21 protein-coding genes and 5 tRNA genes are annotated in these 20701 nt (G+C 41.7%); 21 read left to right on the plus strand and 5 right to left on the minus strand.

Translation table 11 applies throughout. The features are described from left to right. Positions 1 to 4: 4 nt before the first annotated feature. Genes NST59_RS01015 through murQ form a run of 3 tightly spaced genes read right to left on the minus strand, consistent with a single transcriptional unit; the run spans position 5 to position 3176 of the window. On the minus strand, positions 5 to 1384 hold the full coding sequence (locus NST59_RS01015) for a PTS transporter subunit EIIC (protein WP_064498206.1): 1380 nt from the start codon (positions 1382 to 1384) through the stop codon (positions 5 to 7). Continuing rightward, positions 1381 to 2250 (minus strand): MurR/RpiR family transcriptional regulator, encoded by an 870-nt coding sequence (locus NST59_RS01020; protein ID WP_341039656.1) that lies wholly within the window; start codon positions 2248 to 2250, stop codon positions 1381 to 1383. The genes NST59_RS01015 and NST59_RS01020 overlap by 4 nt, the downstream gene beginning before the upstream one ends. A gap of 14 nt (positions 2251 to 2264) precedes the next feature. Beyond that, a complete protein-coding gene (murQ, locus tag NST59_RS01025; RefSeq protein WP_144490653.1) occupies positions 2265 to 3176 on the minus strand; it encodes an N-acetylmuramic acid 6-phosphate etherase in 912 nt (303 codons plus the stop codon). Positions 3177 to 3396: 220 nt separating this feature from the next. Between murQ and NST59_RS01030 the strand changes: the two genes are divergently transcribed. The 21 genes from NST59_RS01030 (at position 3397) to NST59_RS01130 (ending at position 19026) form a co-directional block, all read left to right on the plus strand. Then, positions 3397 to 3471, plus strand: a tRNA-Glu gene (locus NST59_RS01030). Between the two features lie 6 nt (positions 3472 to 3477). After that, positions 3478 to 3553 (plus strand) — tRNA-Val (locus tag NST59_RS01035). A gap of 3 nt (positions 3554 to 3556) precedes the next feature. Then, a tRNA-Thr gene (locus NST59_RS01040) sits at positions 3557 to 3629 on the plus strand. Between the two features lie 28 nt (positions 3630 to 3657). After that, positions 3658 to 3742, plus strand: a tRNA-Tyr gene (locus NST59_RS01045). A gap of 4 nt (positions 3743 to 3746) precedes the next feature. After that, a tRNA-Gln gene (locus NST59_RS01050) sits at positions 3747 to 3818 on the plus strand. A 136-nt stretch (positions 3819 to 3954) separates the two neighbouring features. Then, on the plus strand, positions 3955 to 4866 hold the full coding sequence (gene rocF / locus NST59_RS01055; protein WP_144464047.1) for an arginase: 912 nt from the start codon (positions 3955 to 3957) through the stop codon (positions 4864 to 4866). Between the two features lie 183 nt (positions 4867 to 5049). Beyond that, positions 5050 to 5613 carry an RNA polymerase sigma factor SigW gene (gene sigW, locus NST59_RS01060; RefSeq protein ID WP_024424449.1) on the plus strand — a complete coding sequence of 188 codons (564 nt, stop codon included), beginning with the start codon at positions 5050 to 5052 and terminating at the stop codon, positions 5611 to 5613. Between the two features lie 14 nt (positions 5614 to 5627). After that, positions 5628 to 6254, plus strand: a complete 627-nt coding sequence (rsiW, locus tag NST59_RS01065) for an anti-sigma-W factor RsiW (RefSeq protein ID WP_024424448.1) — start codon at positions 5628 to 5630, stop codon at positions 6252 to 6254. 218 nt (positions 6255 to 6472) lie between these two features. Continuing rightward, on the plus strand, positions 6473 to 7294 hold the full coding sequence (gene cdaA, locus NST59_RS01070; RefSeq protein WP_008344027.1) for a diadenylate cyclase CdaA: 822 nt from the start codon (positions 6473 to 6475) through the stop codon (positions 7292 to 7294). Beyond that, positions 7287 to 8705, plus strand: coding sequence for a CdaR family protein (locus tag NST59_RS01075; protein WP_064498204.1), 1419 nt, complete (start codon positions 7287 to 7289; stop codon positions 8703 to 8705). Before cdaA ends, NST59_RS01075 begins: the two co-directional genes overlap by 8 nt. A 23-nt stretch (positions 8706 to 8728) precedes the next feature. Then, positions 8729 to 10075, plus strand: a complete 1347-nt coding sequence (gene glmM / locus NST59_RS01080) for a phosphoglucosamine mutase (RefSeq protein WP_099662838.1) — start codon at positions 8729 to 8731, stop codon at positions 10073 to 10075. 578 nt (positions 10076 to 10653) lie between these two features. Further along, on the plus strand, positions 10654 to 12456 hold the full coding sequence (glmS, locus tag NST59_RS01085) for a glutamine--fructose-6-phosphate transaminase (isomerizing) (protein ID WP_144491673.1): 1803 nt from the start codon (positions 10654 to 10656) through the stop codon (positions 12454 to 12456). A gap of 490 nt (positions 12457 to 12946) precedes the next feature. Next, positions 12947 to 13303 carry a DUF2200 domain-containing protein gene (locus tag NST59_RS01090; protein ID WP_251181491.1) on the plus strand — a complete coding sequence of 119 codons (357 nt, stop codon included), beginning with the start codon at positions 12947 to 12949 and terminating at the stop codon, positions 13301 to 13303. A gap of 162 nt (positions 13304 to 13465) precedes the next feature. Next, positions 13466 to 13657 (plus strand): PLD nuclease N-terminal domain-containing protein, encoded by a 192-nt coding sequence (locus tag NST59_RS01095; protein ID WP_327842345.1) that lies wholly within the window; start codon positions 13466 to 13468, stop codon positions 13655 to 13657. Positions 13658 to 13671: 14 nt separating this feature from the next. Beyond that, positions 13672 to 14589 (plus strand): ABC transporter ATP-binding protein, encoded by a 918-nt coding sequence (locus NST59_RS01100; protein ID WP_341039673.1) that lies wholly within the window; start codon positions 13672 to 13674, stop codon positions 14587 to 14589. Then, on the plus strand, positions 14586 to 15350 hold the full coding sequence (locus tag NST59_RS01105; protein ID WP_247544655.1) for an ABC transporter permease: 765 nt from the start codon (positions 14586 to 14588) through the stop codon (positions 15348 to 15350). The genes NST59_RS01100 and NST59_RS01105 overlap by 4 nt, the downstream gene beginning before the upstream one ends. A 115-nt stretch (positions 15351 to 15465) precedes the next feature. Next, complete coding sequence (locus tag NST59_RS01110) at positions 15466 to 15867, plus strand: RidA family protein (protein WP_144495611.1); 402 nt, start codon at positions 15466 to 15468, stop codon at positions 15865 to 15867. 220 nt (positions 15868 to 16087) lie between these two features. Beyond that, positions 16088 to 16810, plus strand: coding sequence for an ABC transporter ATP-binding protein (locus NST59_RS01115; protein WP_341039675.1), 723 nt, complete (start codon positions 16088 to 16090; stop codon positions 16808 to 16810). Next, the gene (skfF, locus tag NST59_RS01120; protein WP_269773266.1) at positions 16803 to 18224 is read left to right on the plus strand and encodes a sporulation killing factor system integral membrane protein; all 1422 of its coding nucleotides are present in this window, start codon (positions 16803 to 16805) and stop codon (positions 18222 to 18224) included. The genes NST59_RS01115 and skfF overlap by 8 nt, the downstream gene beginning before the upstream one ends. Positions 18225 to 18243: 19 nt before the next feature. Then, positions 18244 to 18759 carry a HEAT repeat domain-containing protein gene (locus NST59_RS01125; RefSeq protein WP_269773267.1) on the plus strand — a complete coding sequence of 172 codons (516 nt, stop codon included), beginning with the start codon at positions 18244 to 18246 and terminating at the stop codon, positions 18757 to 18759. Positions 18760 to 18828: 69 nt separating this feature from the next. Beyond that, positions 18829 to 19026, plus strand: a complete 198-nt coding sequence (locus tag NST59_RS01130; RefSeq protein WP_076839397.1) for a hypothetical protein — start codon at positions 18829 to 18831, stop codon at positions 19024 to 19026. 65 nt (positions 19027 to 19091) lie between these two features. On the opposite strand, the gene NST59_RS01135 is transcribed toward NST59_RS01130, so the two are convergent. Beyond that, positions 19092 to 20012 (minus strand): ABC transporter ATP-binding protein, encoded by a 921-nt coding sequence (locus NST59_RS01135; RefSeq protein ID WP_126682124.1) that lies wholly within the window; start codon positions 20010 to 20012, stop codon positions 19092 to 19094. Then, positions 20012 to 20701 carry an ABC transporter permease subunit gene (locus NST59_RS01140; RefSeq protein WP_046313613.1) on the minus strand — a complete coding sequence of 230 codons (690 nt, stop codon included), beginning with the start codon at positions 20699 to 20701 and terminating at the stop codon, positions 20012 to 20014. Before NST59_RS01140 ends, NST59_RS01135 begins: the two co-directional genes overlap by 1 nt.

Here is a 20701-nt window from a genome sequence, read left to right on the forward strand (position 1 = left end):
CTCCTTATTGATTGTGATCCTCGAATTCAACAGCCATATCATCATGAAATCCAAATAAGTATGTGAAGAAAAATCCAGCAACATATGCGATAAATAGTCCAATTAAGTAAAGAAGCATTTGATGTGTGTGAACAATAAAGGTTAATGGAAGACCGGATACACCGATGGCTTTTGTCGCGATTTGGAAGTAGGCTTGAAATGCGCCGCCGATTCCTGCACCAAGACAAGCGGTGAGAAATGGTCGTCCTAGCGGGAGTGTGACACCGAAAATGAGTGGTTCACCAATGCCCAGCATCCCAGAAGGAAGTCCACCAGCAATGGCTCTTTTGAGCTTTTTCTTTTTTGTTTTCATATAAATGGCGAATGCAGCGCCTACCTGTCCTGCACCGCCCATAGCGAGAATTGGCAGAAGCGGGTCATCTCCAATTGAATTGATCAGTTCCATATGAATCGGTGTCAGCCCTTGATGAAGTCCTGTTACAACAAGTGGAAGGAAGGTCGCACCAAGAACAAACCCTGCGAAGATTCCGCCCATATTTAATAGGTAAGTCAGTCCTGAGGTGATGGCATCAGATATAAATCCGCCGACTGGCATGAAGACAACATACGTGAAAATGCCTGTAATGAGTAGTGTGATGGTTGGTGTGACGATGATATCAAGTGATTGCGGGACGAAGCGTCTAATTCGGGTTTCCACAAGTGCCATAAAGATGGCGGCTAGAAGAACACCGATGAGTCCGCCTCTGCCTGGTAGAATATTTGTGCCAAATAACATAATGTCTGCGGAGGCTGGGTTAATAATGAGAATACCAGCTAATGCGCCTAATGCAGGAGAGCCTCCAAATTCCTTTGCGGCGTTTGTTCCGACTAATATCCCTAGGTAGGCGAAAAGGCCAGAACCTATAACTGTTAAAATAACTGCGGCTTGAGATTTTTCGTCAAGCCAGCCTGCTTGCACGATCGCTTTTGTAATCCCAGTAATAAGCCCTGAAGCAACAAGTGCCGGAATGATTGGAATGAAAATGCTGGCAATCCGCCGTAAGAACAGCTTGAACGGTGTGCGGTTTTTTTGTGAAATGGCTTGCTTGTTTTTTTGTGCTTCGTTGTTTAAATCATAAGAGCCAGACGCATTTAGAAGCTGTTCAAACGCACTTGATACTTGGTTGACAACACCGGTACCTAAAATGATTTGAAGCGTTTCTGCTTCGACGACGCCAATAACGCCATCGAGTTCTTTGATTGCTGTGATGTGAACTTTTTCATTATCGATCGGTGTAATTCGAAGACGTGTCATACAATGTGTATGGGAAGAGATATTTTCAGAACCACCACAGAGTGAAAGAATGTCTTTCGCCAACTGCTGATATTTCTTTTGATGACTCATGTTGAATCCCCCTTTGTTTTTCGTTTCATGGAGCGGATGGCATGCCTTGTCTTGTCAATATATTGCGCTGTCTCTTCATATTGACGAGAAGCTAAACTGAGGAACAAGACATCAATTAAGTAGAGCTGTGCCATTCTAGAGGAAGTGGCAGCACTGCGAAAAGGTGCTTCATTGGAACCGGACGTCGATAGGTGAACATCACATAAAGCAGAAACGCTAGTATGACCTGGATGTGTTAAAGCAATGGTTTTCACTTGGTTGTCTTTTGCGAGCTGAAGGGCTTGAATGATGTCTAACGTTTCTCCTGAAAAGGAGATACCAAACACAATGTCATTCTCTCCTGCATTTGCAATGACCATAGATGCAATGTGCATGTCAGTGAAGGCTGTCGCTGCATAGTTAATTCTGAGAAATTTCTGCTGGGCATCAGCTGCGACGATGCCAGATGCACCAACACCGATAAAATGAATTTGGTTTGCATTCAGCAGTAATTGAACAGCCTTTTCTAAAGCATCTGCATTTAAAATAGAAGCGGTGTCCTTAATCGATTGAATCGAGTTTCCAGCTGTTTTTTGAATAATGGATTGAAGTGGTTCATCTTGTTCGATATCTCTGTAGCCTTGTTTATCGTCATGCATCAAGTCTCCAGCGATCCGCATTTTTAAATCTTGATAGCCATCCAGCCCGAGAGATTTACAAAGACGGATGACTGCAGAGCTGCTTGCGCCGGCTGCCTGACTGATTTCGTGTACTGTACTTTTAATGACTTTGTCAGGATGGGCAAGGATATAGTCTGCAATGATTTTTTCAGATTGGGGAAGCTTTGATTTGATTGTGTGTAGTAGGGTAAGTCCGCCTGCTGACATGAGCTCTGCCTCCTTTAGGATTGATAACGTGAGATCGCTTTGTCGATATGACCATTCGTTTTGCTCAGTAAATCTTTGGCTGTTTTCTTTTCTGTGTTTGTTTGGAGCATGACGATGGCGGTTTTGACTTCTAAGTCTGCTGCTTCGAGAGTCTTCACGGCTTGTTCGTAGGAAGCATTTGTCACATGTTGAATGATGGTGATGGCGCGTTCTTTTAATTTATGATTGCTGACTTTAACATCAACCATCAGGTTTTCATATACTTTGCCTTGTCTGATCATGACTGAGGTGGAAAGCATATTTAAAATCATTTTATGAGCGGATGCTGCTTTCATTCTTGTTGACCCAGTGATGGCTTCTGGTCCTACAATGACCTCAATGGCGCAATCTGCAAGCTCGCTAATTTCTGCTTGTTCATTGCAGCTGAGTGCTACTGTTTTAGCTCCAATTGACTTTGCATAGTTTAAAGCGCCGATGATATAAGGTGTCCTGCCGCTTGCGGCAATTCCGACGACTGTATCTTTTGATGTCAGGTGGATGTGTACTAAATCCTGTTTGCCGGCTTCTTCACTATCTTCCACATCTTCGGCAGCTTGAGAAAAAGCTGAGTCTCCGCCTGCCATGATGCCTACAATGACATCAGGTGAGACGCTATAGGTTGGGGGACATTCGACAGCATCCATTACGCCAATTCGGCCGCTTGTTCCGGCGCCTAAATAAACGAGTCTGCCTCCATTTGAGATGGATTCATAGGCAAAGTCACTTGCTGTTTTGACATGGGGAAGTACAAGGTTGACTGCTTGAGCGACCTTCCTATCTTCTTCATTAATCATCTGGAGTATTTCAAGCGGATTTGCTTGAGAAATTCCCATTGTGTTGGGGTTTCTTGATTCTGTTGTCAAAGAACGCAGTTGAGATGGCTGCATGTGACATACCTCCTTATTTCTTCATTTTCAGTATATTGAGTATGATATGAAATTTCAATATTATATTTGAATATTGAAATTATATTTCAGTAGAAATGTTGAATAAATAGGGAGCAAATAGTTAGAAAATAAAAAAAATAAAAATCCCCTTTACAAAAGGGGGACAACCTGTATATAATAACTTTTGTCAGCTTCACGGAAACAACAAACTTGACAAACTGGCCCGTTGGTCAAGCGGTTAAGACACCGCCCTTTCACGGCGGTAACACGGGTTCGAATCCCGTACGGGTCACCATGATGTGGAGGATTAGCTCAGCTGGGAGAGCATCTGCCTTACAAGCAGAGGGTCGGCGGTTCGAGCCCGTCATCCTCCACCATATGCCGGTGTAGCTCAACTGGTAGAGCAACTGACTTGTAATCAGTAGGTTGGGGGTTCAAGTCCTCTTGCCGGCACTGTTTTATCTTTATCAATTCCATATGTGGAGGGGTAGCGAAGTGGCTAAACGCGGCGGACTGTAAATCCGCTCCCTCCGGGTTCGGCGGTTCGAATCCGTCCCCCTCCACCATTTTTGGGCTATAGCCAAGCGGTAAGGCAACGGACTTTGACTCCGTCATGCGTTGGTTCGAATCCAGCTAGCCCAGTTAAGACACCTTTTTCAAAAAGGTGTCTTTTTTTATGTTGGCGGAGGGACTGTATAACTATTCAAAATGTTGTCGAGTTGAGTCAGAAGGCATCAAGAAAGTAAAATATAAGCATGAACGGAAAGGGGATGTACATATGGGAGAGCAAAAGAAGGTCACGATTGTTGGAGTTCCGATGGACTTGGGGCAAACGAGAAGGGGCGTCGATATGGGGCCGAGTGCGATTCGTTGTGCAGGCGTAAAAGAAAAATTGGAAACGCTCTCATTTGATGTGGAGGATCTAGGAGATATTCCAGTTGAACAAAGAGATGATGAGAAAGGTTTATATACAAGTGAAAAGCTAAAAAATTTGACCGAGAATGCTGGGGCGAATCAGCTGCTTGCTGAGAAGGTTGACAGTATTGTGCAATCAGGTTCGTTTCCGCTCATTTTAGGTGGTGATCACAGCATTGCGATTGGCACACTTGCTGGGGTAGCCAAGCATTATGAAAACTTAGGAGTCATTTGGTACGATGCGCATGGTGATTTAAATACGGAGGAAACCTCTCCTTCTGGAAATATTCATGGCATGCCGCTTGCTGTCAGTCTCGGTCTTGGGCATGCTGATTTAACAAACATTGGCGGTTATTCTCCTAAATTGAAGCCTGAAAATGTCGTTATAATTGGTGCTCGATCCTTAGATGAAGGAGAGCGGGCATTGATTCGAGAGAAAGGCATTAAAGTCTATACGATGCATGAAATTGATCGTTTAGGGATGACAAGGGTGATGGAGGAAGCTATTGCGTATCTAAAGGAAAGAACAGATGGTGTCCATCTCTCGCTTGATTTAGACGGGCTAGACCCAGCGGAATGCCCTGGTGTAGGCACTCCGGTAGCAGGCGGCATTAGTTACCGGGAGAGTCATCTTGCAATGGAGCTTTTAGAGGAGGCGGGTATTTTAACGTCTGCTGAATTTGTTGAAGTAAATCCGGTTTTAGATGAGAAAAACAAAACAGCAGAAGCTGCTGTTGCGTTAATTGGTTCGTTAATGGGTGAAAAGCTATTGTAGAGCGGGACTTGTTCCCGTTCTTTTTTGTTTTGGGAAAATTTAAGGATATGTTAAGGTTTTTACCGGTTGATAAGCGTAACACACTGTCAAAAATTTGTTACACTATTTTTTAGAGGAGAATGAAACCTTTTGGAAAGAGGTTCGTATACATAAAGACCGGTGAAGGCAGAGGTTGAATATACTATGGACACAATGATTAAAAAGAGAATTAAGCAAGTGAAAAAAGGCGACCAGAACGCATTTGCAGACATCGTAGACCTGTATAAAGACAAAATTTATCAGCTGTGCTACCGTATGCTTGGGAATGCACATGAAGCGGAGGATATTGCGCAGGAGGCGTTTATTCGTGCTTATGTGAATATCGAAAGCTTTGATGTGAATCGTAAGTTTTCCACGTGGCTGTACCGCATTGCAACCAACCTGACCATCGACCGTATTCGCAAAAAAAAGCCGGATTACTATTTAGATGCAGAGGTGGCAGGAACAGAAGGATTAAATATGTATTCTCAAATTGCTGCTGATGGCATTTTGCCAGAGGATGAGGTGGTGTCTCTTGAATTATCGAGTACCATTCAGCAAAAAATTCTAAGATTACCCGACAAATATCGTTCGGTCATCGTATTAAAGTATATTGATGAACTCTCGTTAAAAGAGATTAGTGAGATTCTGAATATACCAGTTGGTACGGTGAAAACGAGAATACACAGGGGTAGAGAGGCTCTCCGGAAACAGTTGAGAGACCTTTGAGTGAGGTGATTTTGATGAGCTGTCAGGATAGAATCGTCCAGCTTATGCATCAGTATTTAGACGGGGACATTGAGCCCCAAGACGAAAAAGAATTAAAAAGCCATCTGCAATCGTGTGAGGAGTGCCGTACTCATTTTCAACAAATTGAGAAATCCATCGCGCTAGTGCAGAGTACATCTCATATAGAAGCACCATCTGATTTCACTGCAAAGGTGATGGCAGGTCTTCCAAAGGAGAAAAAGCGTGTGTCGGTTCAAAGATGGATCAAAGCTCACCCGCTGATGGTAGCCGCTGCCCTCTTTCTCATTTTAATGGGAGGTAGTCTGTTCACGAGCTGGAATACCGATCATAATTTCAGTGTGTCAAAGCAGCCGAATCTCGTCGTTGAAAATGATACAGTGACCGTACCTAAAGGGGAAACCGTAAAGGGTGATGTCACTGTCAAAAATGGCAAGTTGATTGTAGAAGGCAAGGTTGATGGAAATGTCACCGTCGTCAATGGGGAACAGTTGACTGCTTCTGCCGGACAAGTCACTGGTCAAATTAATGAAATTAATGAAGTGTTTGATTGGATCTGGTACAAAATGAAATCAACAGCACAAAACGTAATGCGGGTCATTGGGCCAGAGGAGCAAAAGTAACTCAATCGGCTTAAGAGCAGTCTCTAAGGGGGCTGCTCTTTTTTCTATACATTGGTGAGATTCACGCATACTAACAAGTCAGCCAGATATGGCAACTATTTTCCTTGCTGAAACAAAATGTGGTATAATAGCCACGCTATGTATTGATACATAGGCTCTTTTTATATTAAAAAAATGCATCAAACGAAGAATAACTGAAAATTCTGGAGGACGAGGAAATGGCTTTAGGGGATATTCCTTTTTTGCAGTACCTCGGTAATGCTGTTGATATTCTCGTTGTTTGGTATGTGATATATAAATTAATGATGGTCATCCGCGGAACAAAAGCGGTTCAGCTTTTAAAGGGAATTGTGGTCATTGTTCTCGTCAGGATGGGAAGTGCGTATCTCGGTCTTAACACACTTCAATGGCTGATGGATCAAGCGATTACGTGGGGATTCCTTGCGATCATTATTATTTTTCAGCCAGAGCTAAGGAGAGCGCTTGAGCAGCTTGGGCGCGGCCGTTTCTTCTCAAGAAGCGGGACACCTGTAGAGGAACAGCAGCAGAAAACGATCGAGGCAATTACAAAAGCAATTAACTATATGGCGAAACGCAGAATCGGCGCGCTGCTGACAATTGAGCGCGATACCGGGATGAATGATTACATAGAGACAGGAATTCCTTTGAATGCAAAGGTGAGTTCAGAGCTGCTCATTAATATTTTCATTCCGAATACACCGCTTCATGACGGTGCTGTCATTATGAAGCGGGATGAGATTGCAGCTGCAGCTTGCTATTTACCGCTGTCAGAAAGCCCTTTTATCTCTAAGGAGCTTGGGACGCGTCATAGGGCGGCAGTTGGAATAAGTGAAGTGACAGACAGCTTAACTGTCATCGTTTCTGAGGAAACTGGCGGTATTTCTGTCGCAAGGAATGGTGATCTCCACCGAGAATTGACAGAAGAAGCGCTTGAAGAAATGCTGATTGCTGAATTTAGTAAGAACAGCAAAGATGCTTCCTCGACCAAATGGTATTGGAGGGGCAAGAAAAATGGATAAGATTTTGAATAATCGCTGGGCCGTTAAGCTTCTTGCATTGGTCTTCGCTTTATTGCTGTATGGTGCAGTCAATTCAGCGCAAGCGCCCACGCCGAAAAAAATCGGTGAATCCTTTTTCCCAACATCGACGACAGATGAAGCAACTTTAACTGACATTCCTGTTAAAGCGTATTATGATGACGAGAAATACGTTGTCACTGGTGTGCCGCAGACAGTCAATGTCACGATTAAAGGGTCAACAAGTGCTGTGAAAACAGCAAGGCAAACAAAGAATTTTGAAATTTACGCAGACATGCAGAACTTATCGACAGGTACACATAAAGTGGAGCTGAAGGCAAGAGATGTATCGAAGGGACTCACACTATCGATTAATCCATCTGTGACGACTGTGACGATACAAGAAAAAACGACAGCTGAATTTCCTGTTGAAACCGAATTTTATAATCAAAATAAAATCAAAGACGGCTATTCACCTGAACAGCCCATTGTGAATCCGAAAAAGGTCACAGTTACTGGATCAAAGGACGTCATCGACAAAATTTCTGTCATTAAAGCTTTTGTGAATTTAGAGGATGTCGATCAGCAAATTGAAAAAGAAGCGAAGCTCACTGTGTATGATAGCAGCGGGAATGAGCTGCCAGTCGAAGTAAGTCCGTCCGTGGTGGATATTACGGTTCCAATCTCGAGTCCGAGCAAAAAGGTTCCGTTTAAACTTGAGCGGACGGGCAGCTTGCCAGAAGGGATCAGCATCTCAAGCATTGAGACAAGCCCGAGTGAGGTCACAGTGTACGGCTCTCAAAAGGCACTGGATGCACTTGATTTTATTGATGGCGTCAAGCTGGACCTAAGCAAGATCAAAGATGATACGGAGATTGATGCCGACATCCCCCTGCCAGATGGTGTGAAAAAGGTATCGCCCGAAACTGTAAAGATCAAAGTGAAGGTTGCAACAGCTGAAGAAAAAAAGATCGATAATGTACCGATTTCTGTCGTGGGTTTGAGCAAGGATCTCACATCTGATTTTGTGAGCCCATCTTCTGGACGGATCACGTTAACAGCAAAGGGGTCGAAGAGTGCGATTGATAAACTAAAGGCTTCAGATGTTGAAGCCTATATCAATGCAGGGGACTTGAACGAAGGAACCCATGAGGTCAAAGTTCAAGTGAATGGTCCTCAAAATGTGACATGGACATTATCAAGATCAAAGGTCAAAGTGAAACTCACTTCTACTGATACAGAGGATCAGCCGGCGTCGACGAATGATCGAAAGGATCAAAAAGATCAATCAACTGATGATGATGATCAGAGTGAGAAGAGTAAAGAAGAATCCACACAAGATAAAGCAAAGAAAGAATCAAGTCAAAGACAGCCGGTCAAAGAAGATAAAAAAGAGGACGAAGCGTCCTCTTGAATGGAAAAAGGAGCGATTGAAACATGGGCAAGTACTTTGGAACTGATGGTGTAAGGGGTGTAGCAAATAGCGAATTAACACCAGAGCTCGCATTTAAAGTTGGGAGATTTGGCGGCTATGTGCTCACAAAGGATAAAGAACGTCCAAAGGTACTCGTTGGACGAGACACACGTGTATCCGGTCATATGCTGGAAGGAGCGCTCGTTGCAGGCTTACTTTCAATTGGAGCTGAAGTGATGCGTCTAGGTGTGATCTCAACACCTGGTGTGTCTTATTTAACGAAGGCAATGGATGCTGAAGCGGGTGTCATGATTTCTGCTTCACACAATCCAGTTCAAGACAACGGCATTAAATTCTTCGGCGGTGACGGCTTTAAGCTGTCAGATGAACAGGAAAGCGAAATTGAGCAGCTGATGGATCAGCCAGTCGATCAATTACCACGCCCAGTTGGAGCGGATCTTGGAACGGTCAATGACTATTTTGAAGGCGGTCAGAAATACTTGCAATTCTTGAAGCAGACAGCGGATGAGGATTTCACAGGTATTCACGTGGCGCTTGACTGTGCACACGGTGCAACCTCTTCTCTAGCGACACATTTATTTGCAGATTTAGATGCTGATGTGTCTACAATGGGAACATCACCAAATGGACTGAATATCAATGATGGTGTAGGCTCAACTCATCCAGAGGCACTTTCTGCATTTGTGAAGGAGAAGGGTGCAGATATTGGTCTTGCGTTTGATGGTGACGGTGACCGTTTAATTGCAGTCGATGAAAAAGGTGATATCGTAGACGGCGATCAAATTATGTACATATGTGCACGTTATTTGAAGGATGAAGGCCGATTAAAGGATGACACCGTCGTGTCAACGGTCATGAGCAACCTTGGTTTTTATAAAGCGCTTGAGAAGCAAGGCATTAAGAGCATTCAAACTGCTGTTGGTGACCGCTATGTGGTCGAAGCGATGAAAAATGATGGCTATAATGTCGGCGGTGAGCAATCAGGCCATTTGATTTTCCTTGATTATAATACGACAGGTGATGGCATGCTTTCTGCGATCATGCTTGTGAATACGCTCAAAGCGACAGGGAAAACATTATCAGAGCTTGCAGCGGAAATGGAAAAGTTCCCGCAGCTTTTAGTGAATGTGAAAGTGTCTGATAAATATAAAGTAGAAGAAAATGAAAAAGTAAAAGCAGTGATCCAAGAGGTCGAAAAAGAGATGAATGGTGACGGCCGTATCCTTGTTCGTCCATCTGGAACAGAACCGCTTGTACGTGTTATGGCTGAGGCAAAAACAAAAGAGCTGTGTGATGAATATGTAGCTCGAATTACGGCTGTTGTGAAAGAAGAAATGGGTATTGAGTAATAGATGAAAGCAAATCGCTAGCAGCGGTTTGCTTTTTTTTTTCGAATAAACGACATAATTGGATGGATCTGTACGAATCATATAAGTGAGGGCAACTTGAAGCTGCCTTCATACATAGGAGAGCACATCAAAGGTAGAACGTGACAAGCCTCATCGCATATAGTGTATGGAGGTCTCACTTTCTCAAATGAAGGCAATCACCTGCTAAATTGTGATTGACGGAGGTCAGACCTTATAGTACAATCATCCTTGTGTTACTGGATTTTTATTCTATCAGGAAAGGCAGGGTAGATGTTCAGAAACTCTCTTATAATTATAGCGCCCGAACTAAGCGATCGGACGAAAGATGCTTAGTTGACGAGGATGGAGGTTATCGAATTTTCGGCGGATGCCTCCCGGCTGATCAAAAAAAGAGATCACAGCCGTAAGTGTTTCTTTAAACCAAAGAGGTGACTCTTTGTACAAAGGGAATACACATGATCTCCCAAAATAAACATGTAGAGAGGGACGAAGAAATGTCCCTTCTATTTTAGTAGGCTTTCTTTGTCCCTTTCACATGATCGGGAGGAAGAATATTTATGTGTGGAATCGTGGGTTATATTGGTCAGAATGATGCGAAGGAAATCTTATTAAAAGGTTTAGAGAAGCTTGAGTACCGCGGGTATGATTCAGCAGGTATCGCTGTGGCAAACGAAGAAGGCGTGCATGTGTTCAAAGAAAAAGGACGTATCGCTGAGCTTCGTGAAGTCGTGGATGCAAACGTAGCATCTTCAGCAGGAATCGGACATACACGCTGGGCAACTCACGGTGTACCAAGCCATCTAAATGCGCATCCGCATCAAAGTGCTTCTGGCCGTTTTACGCTTGTTCATAACGGTGTCATCGAGAACTATGTACAATTGACACGCGAATATTTACAAGACGTCACACTAAAAAGCGACACAGATACAGAGGTTGTTGTTCAAGTCATCGAACAATTTGTGAATAGAGGTCTTGATACAGAGGAAGCTTTCCGTCAAACGCTTCTTCAACTAAAAGGCTCTTACGCGATTGCCCTTTTCGATAACGAAAACAAAGAAACAATCTATGTGGCGAAAAACAAAAGCCCATTATTGGTTGGTTTCGGCGAAGATTTCAACGTTGTGGCTTCTGACGCAATGGCGATGCTTCAAGTAACAAACGAATATGCGGAATTAATGGATAAAGAAATGGTCATTGTTACTAAAGACGAGGTTATTATTAAAAACCTTGACGGTGATATCATGACACGTCCTTCTTATATCGCTGAGCTTGATGCAAGCGACATTGAGAAAGGCACATATCCTCACTACATGTTAAAAGAAACGGATGAACAGCCGCTTGTTATGCGCAAAATCATCCAAGAATATCAAGATGAAAACAGCAAGCTTTCAGTCGCTGGCGATATCGCAAGCGCAGTAGCAGAAGCAGACCGCATTTACATTGTGGCTTGTGGAACGAGCTACCATGCAGGACTTGTTGGTAAACAATATATTGAAGACTGGGCAAAAGTACCTGTAGAAGTCCATGTAGCGAGTGAGTTCTCTTACAACATGCCGCTTCTATCGAAAAAACCGTTGTTCATCTTCCTTTCTCAATCTGGGGAGACTGCGGACAGCCGTGCTGTACTTGTTCAAGTCAAAGAGCTTGGTCATAAAGCATTAACGATCACAAACGTACCAGGGTCTACGCTTTCTCGTGAAGCGGACTTTACATTGCTTCTTCATGCAGGACCAGAAATTGCAGTGGCTTCAACAAAAGCCTACACAGCACAAATCGCTGTACTTGCAATTCTTGCTTCAGTTGCAGCTGAATTAAACGGTCAATCTCTTGACTTTGATCTTGTCAAAGAGCTTGGTATTGTAGCAAACGCAATGGAAGCCCTTGTCGATCAAAAGGATGAAATGGAACAAATCGCTCGTGACTTCTTCACAGTGACACGTAACGCATTCTTTATCGGAAGAGGACTTGACTACTATGTGTGCCTTGAAGGTTCACTGAAGCTAAAAGAGATCTCTTACATCCAAGCAGAAGGCTTTGCTGGCGGAGAACTCAAACACGGCACAATTGCTTTAATTGAAGAAGGCACACCGGTCATTGCCCTTGCAACACAAGAGCACGTGAACCTCAGCATTCGCGGTAACGTCAAAGAAGTCGTTGCACGCGGAGCAAACCCATGTGTCATCTCACTAAAAGGCCTAGAAGACGAAGGCGACCGTTTCGTCCTTCCAGCTGTACACCCAGCACTTGCACCACTTGCATCTGTTGTTCCATTACAGCTAATCGCTTACTACGCAGCCCTTCACCGCGGGTGTGATGTGGATAAACCACGTAACCTTGCGAAGAGTGTGACGGTGGAGTAGGGATTAAATAAGATCGGATTTTTGATACCCCTTTAGATATCGTTTTCTAAAGGGGTATTTTTATGTTAAAAGAACTAGTATTATAAAGATTTAAGCTGAACTTTGATTAATGGACAATATCTCCACTTGCTGTCATCATAAATATAGATACGTATTTTAAGGGGGAAATATTATTTTTATTCGATACGTAAAAAAAGAAAAATGGGGAATTGTTTTTTTCTTAATTGGTTATATCGCATTGTTTATCATTTCTTATTGTTTAATTGGTGGTCCTGTTTCAAGCGAAGGACCAATTGGTGTATTCCTTGGATTTTGTATCGTTCAATTTCTTAAATATAGAGCGTTCAAAAAAGATGAAAGAAATAATAAAGGCGTATATCATCGTTTATAAGTTGTAATTTTAACACATTATACTAAGTGCATAATGAGAGAGCGGCCCATTGAGAAAGCATTATAGGTTAAATATTTAACGAAGAAAGAGAGCAGACACATGACCAAACATAAAATCTACACAATGAGTTTTGCAAAAGTCTATCCTCTCTACATCGCAAAGGCAAAGAGAAAGGGACGAACAAAGGCTGAAGTCGATACGATTATTTGTTGGTTAACAGGGTACAGTCCAGAAGAGCTGCAGGAACAGATAGATAAACAGATAGACATTGAAACCTTTTTTGCTGAGGCTCCTGAGCTTCATCCTTCCCGCAGTTTAATCAAAGGCGTCATTTGTGGTGTTCGAGTAGAGGACATTGAGGAAGAAACCATGAAAAACATTCGGTATATGGATAAGCTGATTGATGAGTTAGCGAAAGGAAAGAAGATGGAAAAGATTTTACGAGGTTCATCATGAGAATAACAAGCAAGCCCAGTGAACTAACCTTCACTGGGCTTTTTTATATCTTATAGATCATTCGACCAATAAAAATAAAATCCATTTGAACGAATTCTCTCTTCATGTCGTCAAAAGAAGTAATACTAAAACAAATTGGCGTTTGAAAAGGGAGTGGCGTGGATGGATATGAAGATGATATTACCTCTTATTTTGCTGCAAGCGATTTTGATGGTGATTGGTTTGTTTGATTTATTGAAAAGAGATCCATCGGGGATCAGAGGAGAGGTGAAGTGGGTTTGGGCTTTGGTGATTGTGTTTGTGGCGAGTGCCGGTCCTATTGCGTATTTCATTTTTGGCCGTAAACAATCTTAGTAGGGGGAATTCGCTTGAATATGCTGGAGTGTCATGGGCTGACGAAATCGTATGGTCGGCATAAAGTTTTAAAAGATGTTTCGTTTTCTGTTGGGGAGGCTGGATGTGTTGGCTTTTTAGGAGCCAATGGAGCGGGGAAGACAACAACGATCCGGATTCTCACAGGGCTTGCTCGTCCTACTTCTGGGGTCGTGAAGGTGGCAGGTTTGGATGTCACAAAGGAGATGGATCAAATCAGTCATGTGATAGGGTATTGTCCGCAGCATCCTGCATTTTATCAGGATATGACGGGGCAGGAGTGGATGCATTGGGTTGGAGGGTTATTTCATTTAGAGAAAAAAATCATTCGCTCCAAAACAGAGGAGCTGTTGAAGCTTTGCCGCATATATGAGGCGAAGGATCGTGCCATTGGCAGCTATAGCGGAGGCATGAAGCAGAGGCTTGCCATTGCGCAAGCGCTTATCAACAGCCCGAAGGTTCTCATCTTGGATGAACCTGTGTCTGCACTTGATCCCATGGGGAGAAAAGACGTTCTGACATTGATTGAGCGTCTGAAACAAGAGATGTTGATCTTTATGTCGACCCATATTTTAGATGACATTGAACGTGTGGCAGATCATATTATCATGATCAACAGTGGCAAAATTGAGAAGTCTTCTTCCATGAAACAGATCAAAGAAGACTATATCCAGCCAGTGTTTGAATTTCAATTAGAACAACAGAATACGAAATTAGTGGCTTTGCTAAAAGAGCGGCATTGGGTGGAGGATTGCATTGAGACAGAAAACGCTTATCAGGTGCGAGTCAAAGATCAACAAACGGCATTGAAGGAGCTGCCTCGTCTGATCACTGAAGCTGGCGGTGTTCTCCTCCATTATCGACTATCTAAGCTGACGCTTGAAGATATTTTCATGAAGGTTGTGAATGCATAATGATGTTGAAAAAGGAATTTAGGGAGTTATTTACTAGCTATAAAATCTTATTTGTTCCTATTATTTTTACGATTTTAATGATCACACAGCCTATTACGCTTAAAATGCTGCCAGATCTTCTATCGAAATCAGCTAATTTACCTGAAGGGTCTACATTTTATATACCAGAGCCTAGTGCTGGAGAGGCTTTGGCGAGTGCATTGAGTAAATTTGATTCGCTAGGTGTGTTTATCCTGATTATGATCGTGATGGGGACGATCGCTGGAGAGCGTGCCTCTGGAGTGACCGCGATGATTATGGTGAAACCGATCAGTCGAACGAGTTACTATGTCTCGAAAATATGCGCCTATGCCTGTTTGACTTTGTTTAGTTTGGTGGTGGCAGTGCTTGCCTCTGTTTATTATGTGGACATTCAATTTGGGCATGTGGATTGGATGAATGTGTTAAAAGGAACACTTCTTTATTATCCGAATTTATTGCTGATTGTGGTATCGACCAATTGTGCTTCGGCGTTCTTTCAACGTTCTGTCACAGCTGGCGGTGTGTCGCTTTTGATCAACCTTATTCTGTTTACCGTTCCTTCATTTTATGAAGAGACATTAGGGAAGTTTGCGCCTAAAGGCGTGACAAGTGCAGCCGAAGAGATGATTCATAAGGGGACTTATTCGGATCAGGCACTTACAAGTCTTCTAGGTGTATCGGTATTGATTGTTTTCTTTTTTCTCGTCGGATGGTTTCTTTTTAGAAAACAAGAATTATAGCAGGCTGTTGCGATTATTTCTGAAGGTTTACTTTGAGCATAAAAATCTGAATATGGTAGAAAGTTTGATATGATGATAAAAATTGACTGTATTTTCAGAAAAGAGGTTTTTATTTATGAGAACATCACGTAATCCTGAGACCATTCATCCGCCAGTCGCACCATATACCCATCAAATAGAAACAACAGGACCTCAGCGGTGGTTAACCCTATCAGGTCAGGTGGGGATGGAAGCGGATGGGACAATCCCAGAGAGCCCGTTGGAGCAGCTCGAACTAGCGTTAGAGAATGTGAAGCGAAACGTTGAAGCGGCAGATATGGCTGTGGAAGATATAACGAAACTAGTATTTTATCTCGTTGGAGAGTTCGATGCAGAGAGCAGGAAACAAATCATGGGACAGTTTTTAGGCGATCATCTGCCTTGTATGACGATGATTTATGTGGTGGCATTGGCTTCCCCTGCTTTACAGGTAGAGGTGGATGCTTGGGCGTGTCAGGAGATGGTTTTGGGTGAATAGATAAAAGATTGGGATACTGCAACCCAATCTTTTTTTATTTTGTACATAATCTTTTTTATTTTTCCGTTGTATATAGAATAGATTACCTCATTTCTATTACCTTGTTATTCTCTATATGGTAATATTAGGGTTAATAATTAGTGGGTCTAATGACATTCGTTTTTGATTTTTAACACACCATAGATAAGCATACATCACTCTAATAAAAGGGAGAGATTTGATGCCATTCATGGAGGTTCAGAATGTAAGCAAACGATATAGAAATGGTGATGGGATAGAGGATCTGTCATTTTCCATCGAACCAGGGGAGGTTGTGGCGCTGCTTGGGCCTAATGGTGCCGGGAAGACGACAACGATTCGGTGTTTAACAGGTCTATATAAACCAGATGGAGGGGAAATTCTCATAGAGGGTTTCCCGCCTGGTCATGCCCATGTCAAAAAACAAGTAGCTCTTATTCCTGATCAGCCGTATTTGTATCCAGACTTAACGGCTGCTGAACATGTTCAATTCCGTGCACGTGGATATCATAAAGGCTTAAAACAGATCAAGGAAAAGGTATATGAAGCGTTGAAAGAAGTACATATGGAAAAGAAGATGAATGAACTGTGCGGAAGGCTTTCAAGAGGCCAAAAGCAGCGTGTCGTCTTAGCAGGAGCCATTGTTCAAGATGCCTCCCTTTTTATATTAGATGAACCGACTGTCGGGTTAGATATTCCGTCTAAACAGTGGCTGTCGGATTGGCTGAGACAAAAAAGCAGTCAAGGTGGGTCGGTCTTTGTGTCGACTCATAGTCTGGAGTTCGTTCTCGATACAGCCAGTAGGGTGGTATTTATTCGAGACGGTGCCATCATGAAGAGTATGGATGTTCCTCAATTAAAGGAAGAACAGGTTGAGTGGAGGGCAGAAGTTATTCAACTTTTGGGGGAGTGGTCAAGTGAATAACACACTCTCCCTTTTATGGATGAAATCTCAAAGGCGCTTGATCAGTAAAAATCAAGAAAAGAAAATGCCTTTTCTGATCTTACTTCTTTTCATAGCGGCAATTGGTTTTCAGCTAAGTGCAGTTTCAAGTATGGGTGATTGGAATACGGGTACAGCTGGATGGATCATTATCTGTTTGTTTGTTCTTTATACGGGGGTTGGTTTGTTTACGAACCGGCTGCCTAGCCAAATGAACGATATCATTTGGTTATATGGAAATGGCGTTTCTTTATGGACGGTTGTTATCAGTGTGTGGATGTATCACATTTTCTGGAGAGGGGCTCTTCTCATTTTCTCTGCTGTAGCTGCCGATCTACTCTTGTTTTTTATGACGCAGCAGTACCCGTTTCTGCTTGGCAAATCACTCATTCTAACAGGGCTGTTATGTTTGGTCGAAACTTGGATGATTGCGGTTTCTTGTGCTAGAACCATTCGAGTATACAAGCGTTTGCTCTTACTCGGTTTTGTCTTGATGTTCTTCAGCTTTGCACTACTTGTTTTGAATCAATTGGTGATGAAACAGCCTTCATTGATGAACATTGCTGATTCTTTAATGTTTCAAGTTGGACGTATGATCGAAGAGTTCTCCATTCTTTCTGTCTTCATTTTTATTGGAGTGATGTTTCTATCTTTCATGATGATGTACAGTGCTAGTCATCGTTTAGAGATGAAGGAGTCTTTAGTCAAGGAGGCAGTATTTTGGGAGGAATTTGAGGGGAAACATATTCAATCAAGTCCAATCGTTCAAAAAAAGAGCAGGACATGGTGGGGACTTCCAGCATTAACGGGCGTTTGGGCTTTTCTTTGGATTGAATTATTGCTGATTAAAAAGTATATGATTTTCCATGTACTATCTACCATGCTGTTAATTGGTACTTACTATGTCGTCTTTACCTATTTTTCAGATTGGCTGAATCTATTCTTGATCGTCATCGCGGCATCCGTTCTTTTTAGTTCATACTATGCAGGGATTGTAAGACACGCACAAACAGGAGTGCTCTACCTTTTTCCAGGTGCTTTATATCAAAAAATCATTCTGTTAGAAGTGTTTCAAACCTTTTGGCTGTATGCTTTCTACTTGATTTCTCTTTATTTGGTTGAGATTCAGGATGTTTTGTATTGGACCTTATTTGGTGGAGGAGTTTATATATGGTTTTTGGTCATACGACTCTTTGCCTTTATGCAGCCTCTGAGACGAGAAAGGAGTTTTGCTTTGGCCGCCTATTATCGATCATTGCTATTTGCGTCTGTGATCAGTGCGATGGTCATGATTAGCATTTATCTCATCACTGATGGCTTGTTGACTACAATTGTATCCCTAGCGGCTGGGGCTGGATTTTATGTGCTTTGTTATCGATACCGTGCGGTTCATTAAAAAGAGGAGTTGATTGTAAATGAAACCAGAAAATAAGCTGTCTCAATCCGTTCAACAATTGGCCAATACAAATGAAGTAACGATCGTTCAAGCAATGGGGGAATTGAGAAAGTCAGGAAAAGATGCAGTGCCAGTGCTTGTTGAAGCTTTAAAAGAAAAGGGGTCTCTGCGAAATATTGCCGCAGCAGTACTGGGTGAATTTGGAGCAGATGCGGGGGACGCAGCTGAACCGCTAGCACAGCTATTAGAAAGTGACGAAGAGGATACAAGAATGGCAGCTGCCACGTCACTCATGAGGATTGGTCAGCCTAGTCTGCCATTTCTTCTGCCATTAGCGAAACGTTATGAGGGACCTACTTGTTTTTGGGCATCATGGTGTATTTCTTGGATTGATCCATCAAAAATCGAAAAAAAAATGTACGAGTGCTTAAAACAAGAACAAGAAAATCCAACAGGCAGCGTTACTCCTTTTGCTGCAGAGGAAGCTTTAGGGAAAATTATCGCTTTTCAGCTAAAGGAAAAAGGGGATGAGTAATATTAAATGTGTATATGTTATAAAAATTACGCCACATAAACTTGGAATAAATAAGAGAAGGGGATCGTTATGTTTCGATCAAATAAAGAGTTAAAAAGAAATGCATTTTTCTATGCAGGAGTTGGTATCGTTCTAGTGATTATTTTCATTCTTGAAGTGGTGCCAATTAGTTCTGAATGGGAATTTTCCTTTATTTTTTTAGGATTGGCCATCTTGTTTTATCTTAAATTTGTCATGCGCATAGAAGAAGAACAGACATCATTATAAAGAGTATTCTTATCAACTGTAGATTTAATAAAATGTCGTTTATAAATCTACAGTTGATGGATTGTTTAAATGGGATTGTCAATGCTCATAAATATTTCTTCTAAAGAGGGCTCATCGACTTCTAATCTAAAAATATCAATATTTTTTGATAAGAATAGTTTGTTGATGGTTGGGATTCTTGCTTCGTCCTCAATCACTAGATGGGAATTTAATTCGTTAATTTTGCATTTTTCCACGTTTTCCTTCAAGTCTCTTAATAAAGATTCCTGCTGGTTCTTACAAATGGCACTGTGTTTAATATAAACAGTCAAATTCTTTTTATAGGTTTTTCTTAAATCCTCGATACTACCTTTCGCTTGAAGAACACCCTTGTTCATGATGGCCACCTCGTCACATAATTTTTCTACCTCATTTAAGTTATGTGATGTTAAAAATATAGTTGTCCCATTTGCAGCGATTTCTTTCAACATGGAATGGATTGTCAATGCTGAGTTCGCATCGACCCCAGAAGTAGGTTCATCTAAGAAAATGAGTTCTGGATTATTGATCAGTGCTTGTGCAATTCCCAGTTTCTTTTTCATTCCGAAAGAAAAGTGTTTAGTTTTTAATTTTGCAGCATCTTTTAACTCAACTTTATCAAGGAGTTCTAATAAATCCTCTTTCTTCAAATATAACTTCAATATTTTGCTGAAATACTCCATATGTTCAATGGCTGTCATATTTTCATAAAGTGATGAATAATCAGGAAGAACTCCTATTCTCCTCCAACATTCTTTTTGTTGCGCTTTTTTGTAACCTAATAATTCGTAGTATCCTCCGGTTGGTTGAATGATGCCTGTTATCATATTAATAAATGTCGACTTTCCAGCACCATTTTTCCCTAAAAACCCAAATATTTTTCCCTTTTCAATGGTCAAATCTATTTCATTAACCACGATCTTATTTCCATACTTTTTTGTTAGTTTTTTTGTTTTAAGTGCATACACTATAAATCCCTCTTTCTTAAAGTGATGATACTTATGAGTAAAAATATGACAGGGAATATGACCACAATATAAGTGAAGTCAGTCTGATCGTTTGTGAAATAATAATATGGTGTGATGTAACTTACGATTTGAATGAAAACATTTGTAGTTCCGATGCTGATCATACCAATGATCGGCAAAATAATGGATATTGTTATGCCTAAAAACATCGTAATTGAAGGGCTTGAAATAATAGTAGATAGCAGCAAGCTGAACCCTAAAAAGTACGAGATAAAGATGATGGACTGAATCAATTCTAAAAAGTAAAATGCGTTTGAGAAAGGCATTATTAGAATGAAAGAAATTGTTAAACATACAACCCAAAACAGAAAATTCCCGAGAAATTTTCCAAGTAAGATACTACTTCTGGACGTCTTAGTGACTAAGAAACGAACTGTACGAGAATAAACCTCTTTATTCACAGCGTTATGAGCGAGACTTGTGATAAAAAGTGGTGCGGCAATAAAAAGTAAAACCATTAATCCACCTACATATGCATTTTCATTTAGACCTAGAGAATCGAATTGATTACTAAATTGACTAAGGATTTTTGCAGTACCTGTTGAAATTCCAATGATGATAAAAACAATTAGGATGGATCGTATACTTTTAAACAGTACTTTAAACTCTTTCAATCCTATTGCAAACAT

This window comes from Bacillus sp. FSL R5-0439 (assembly GCF_038008805.1).
Lineage (GTDB): Bacteria > Bacillota > Bacilli > Bacillales > Bacillaceae > Bacillus > Bacillus safensis.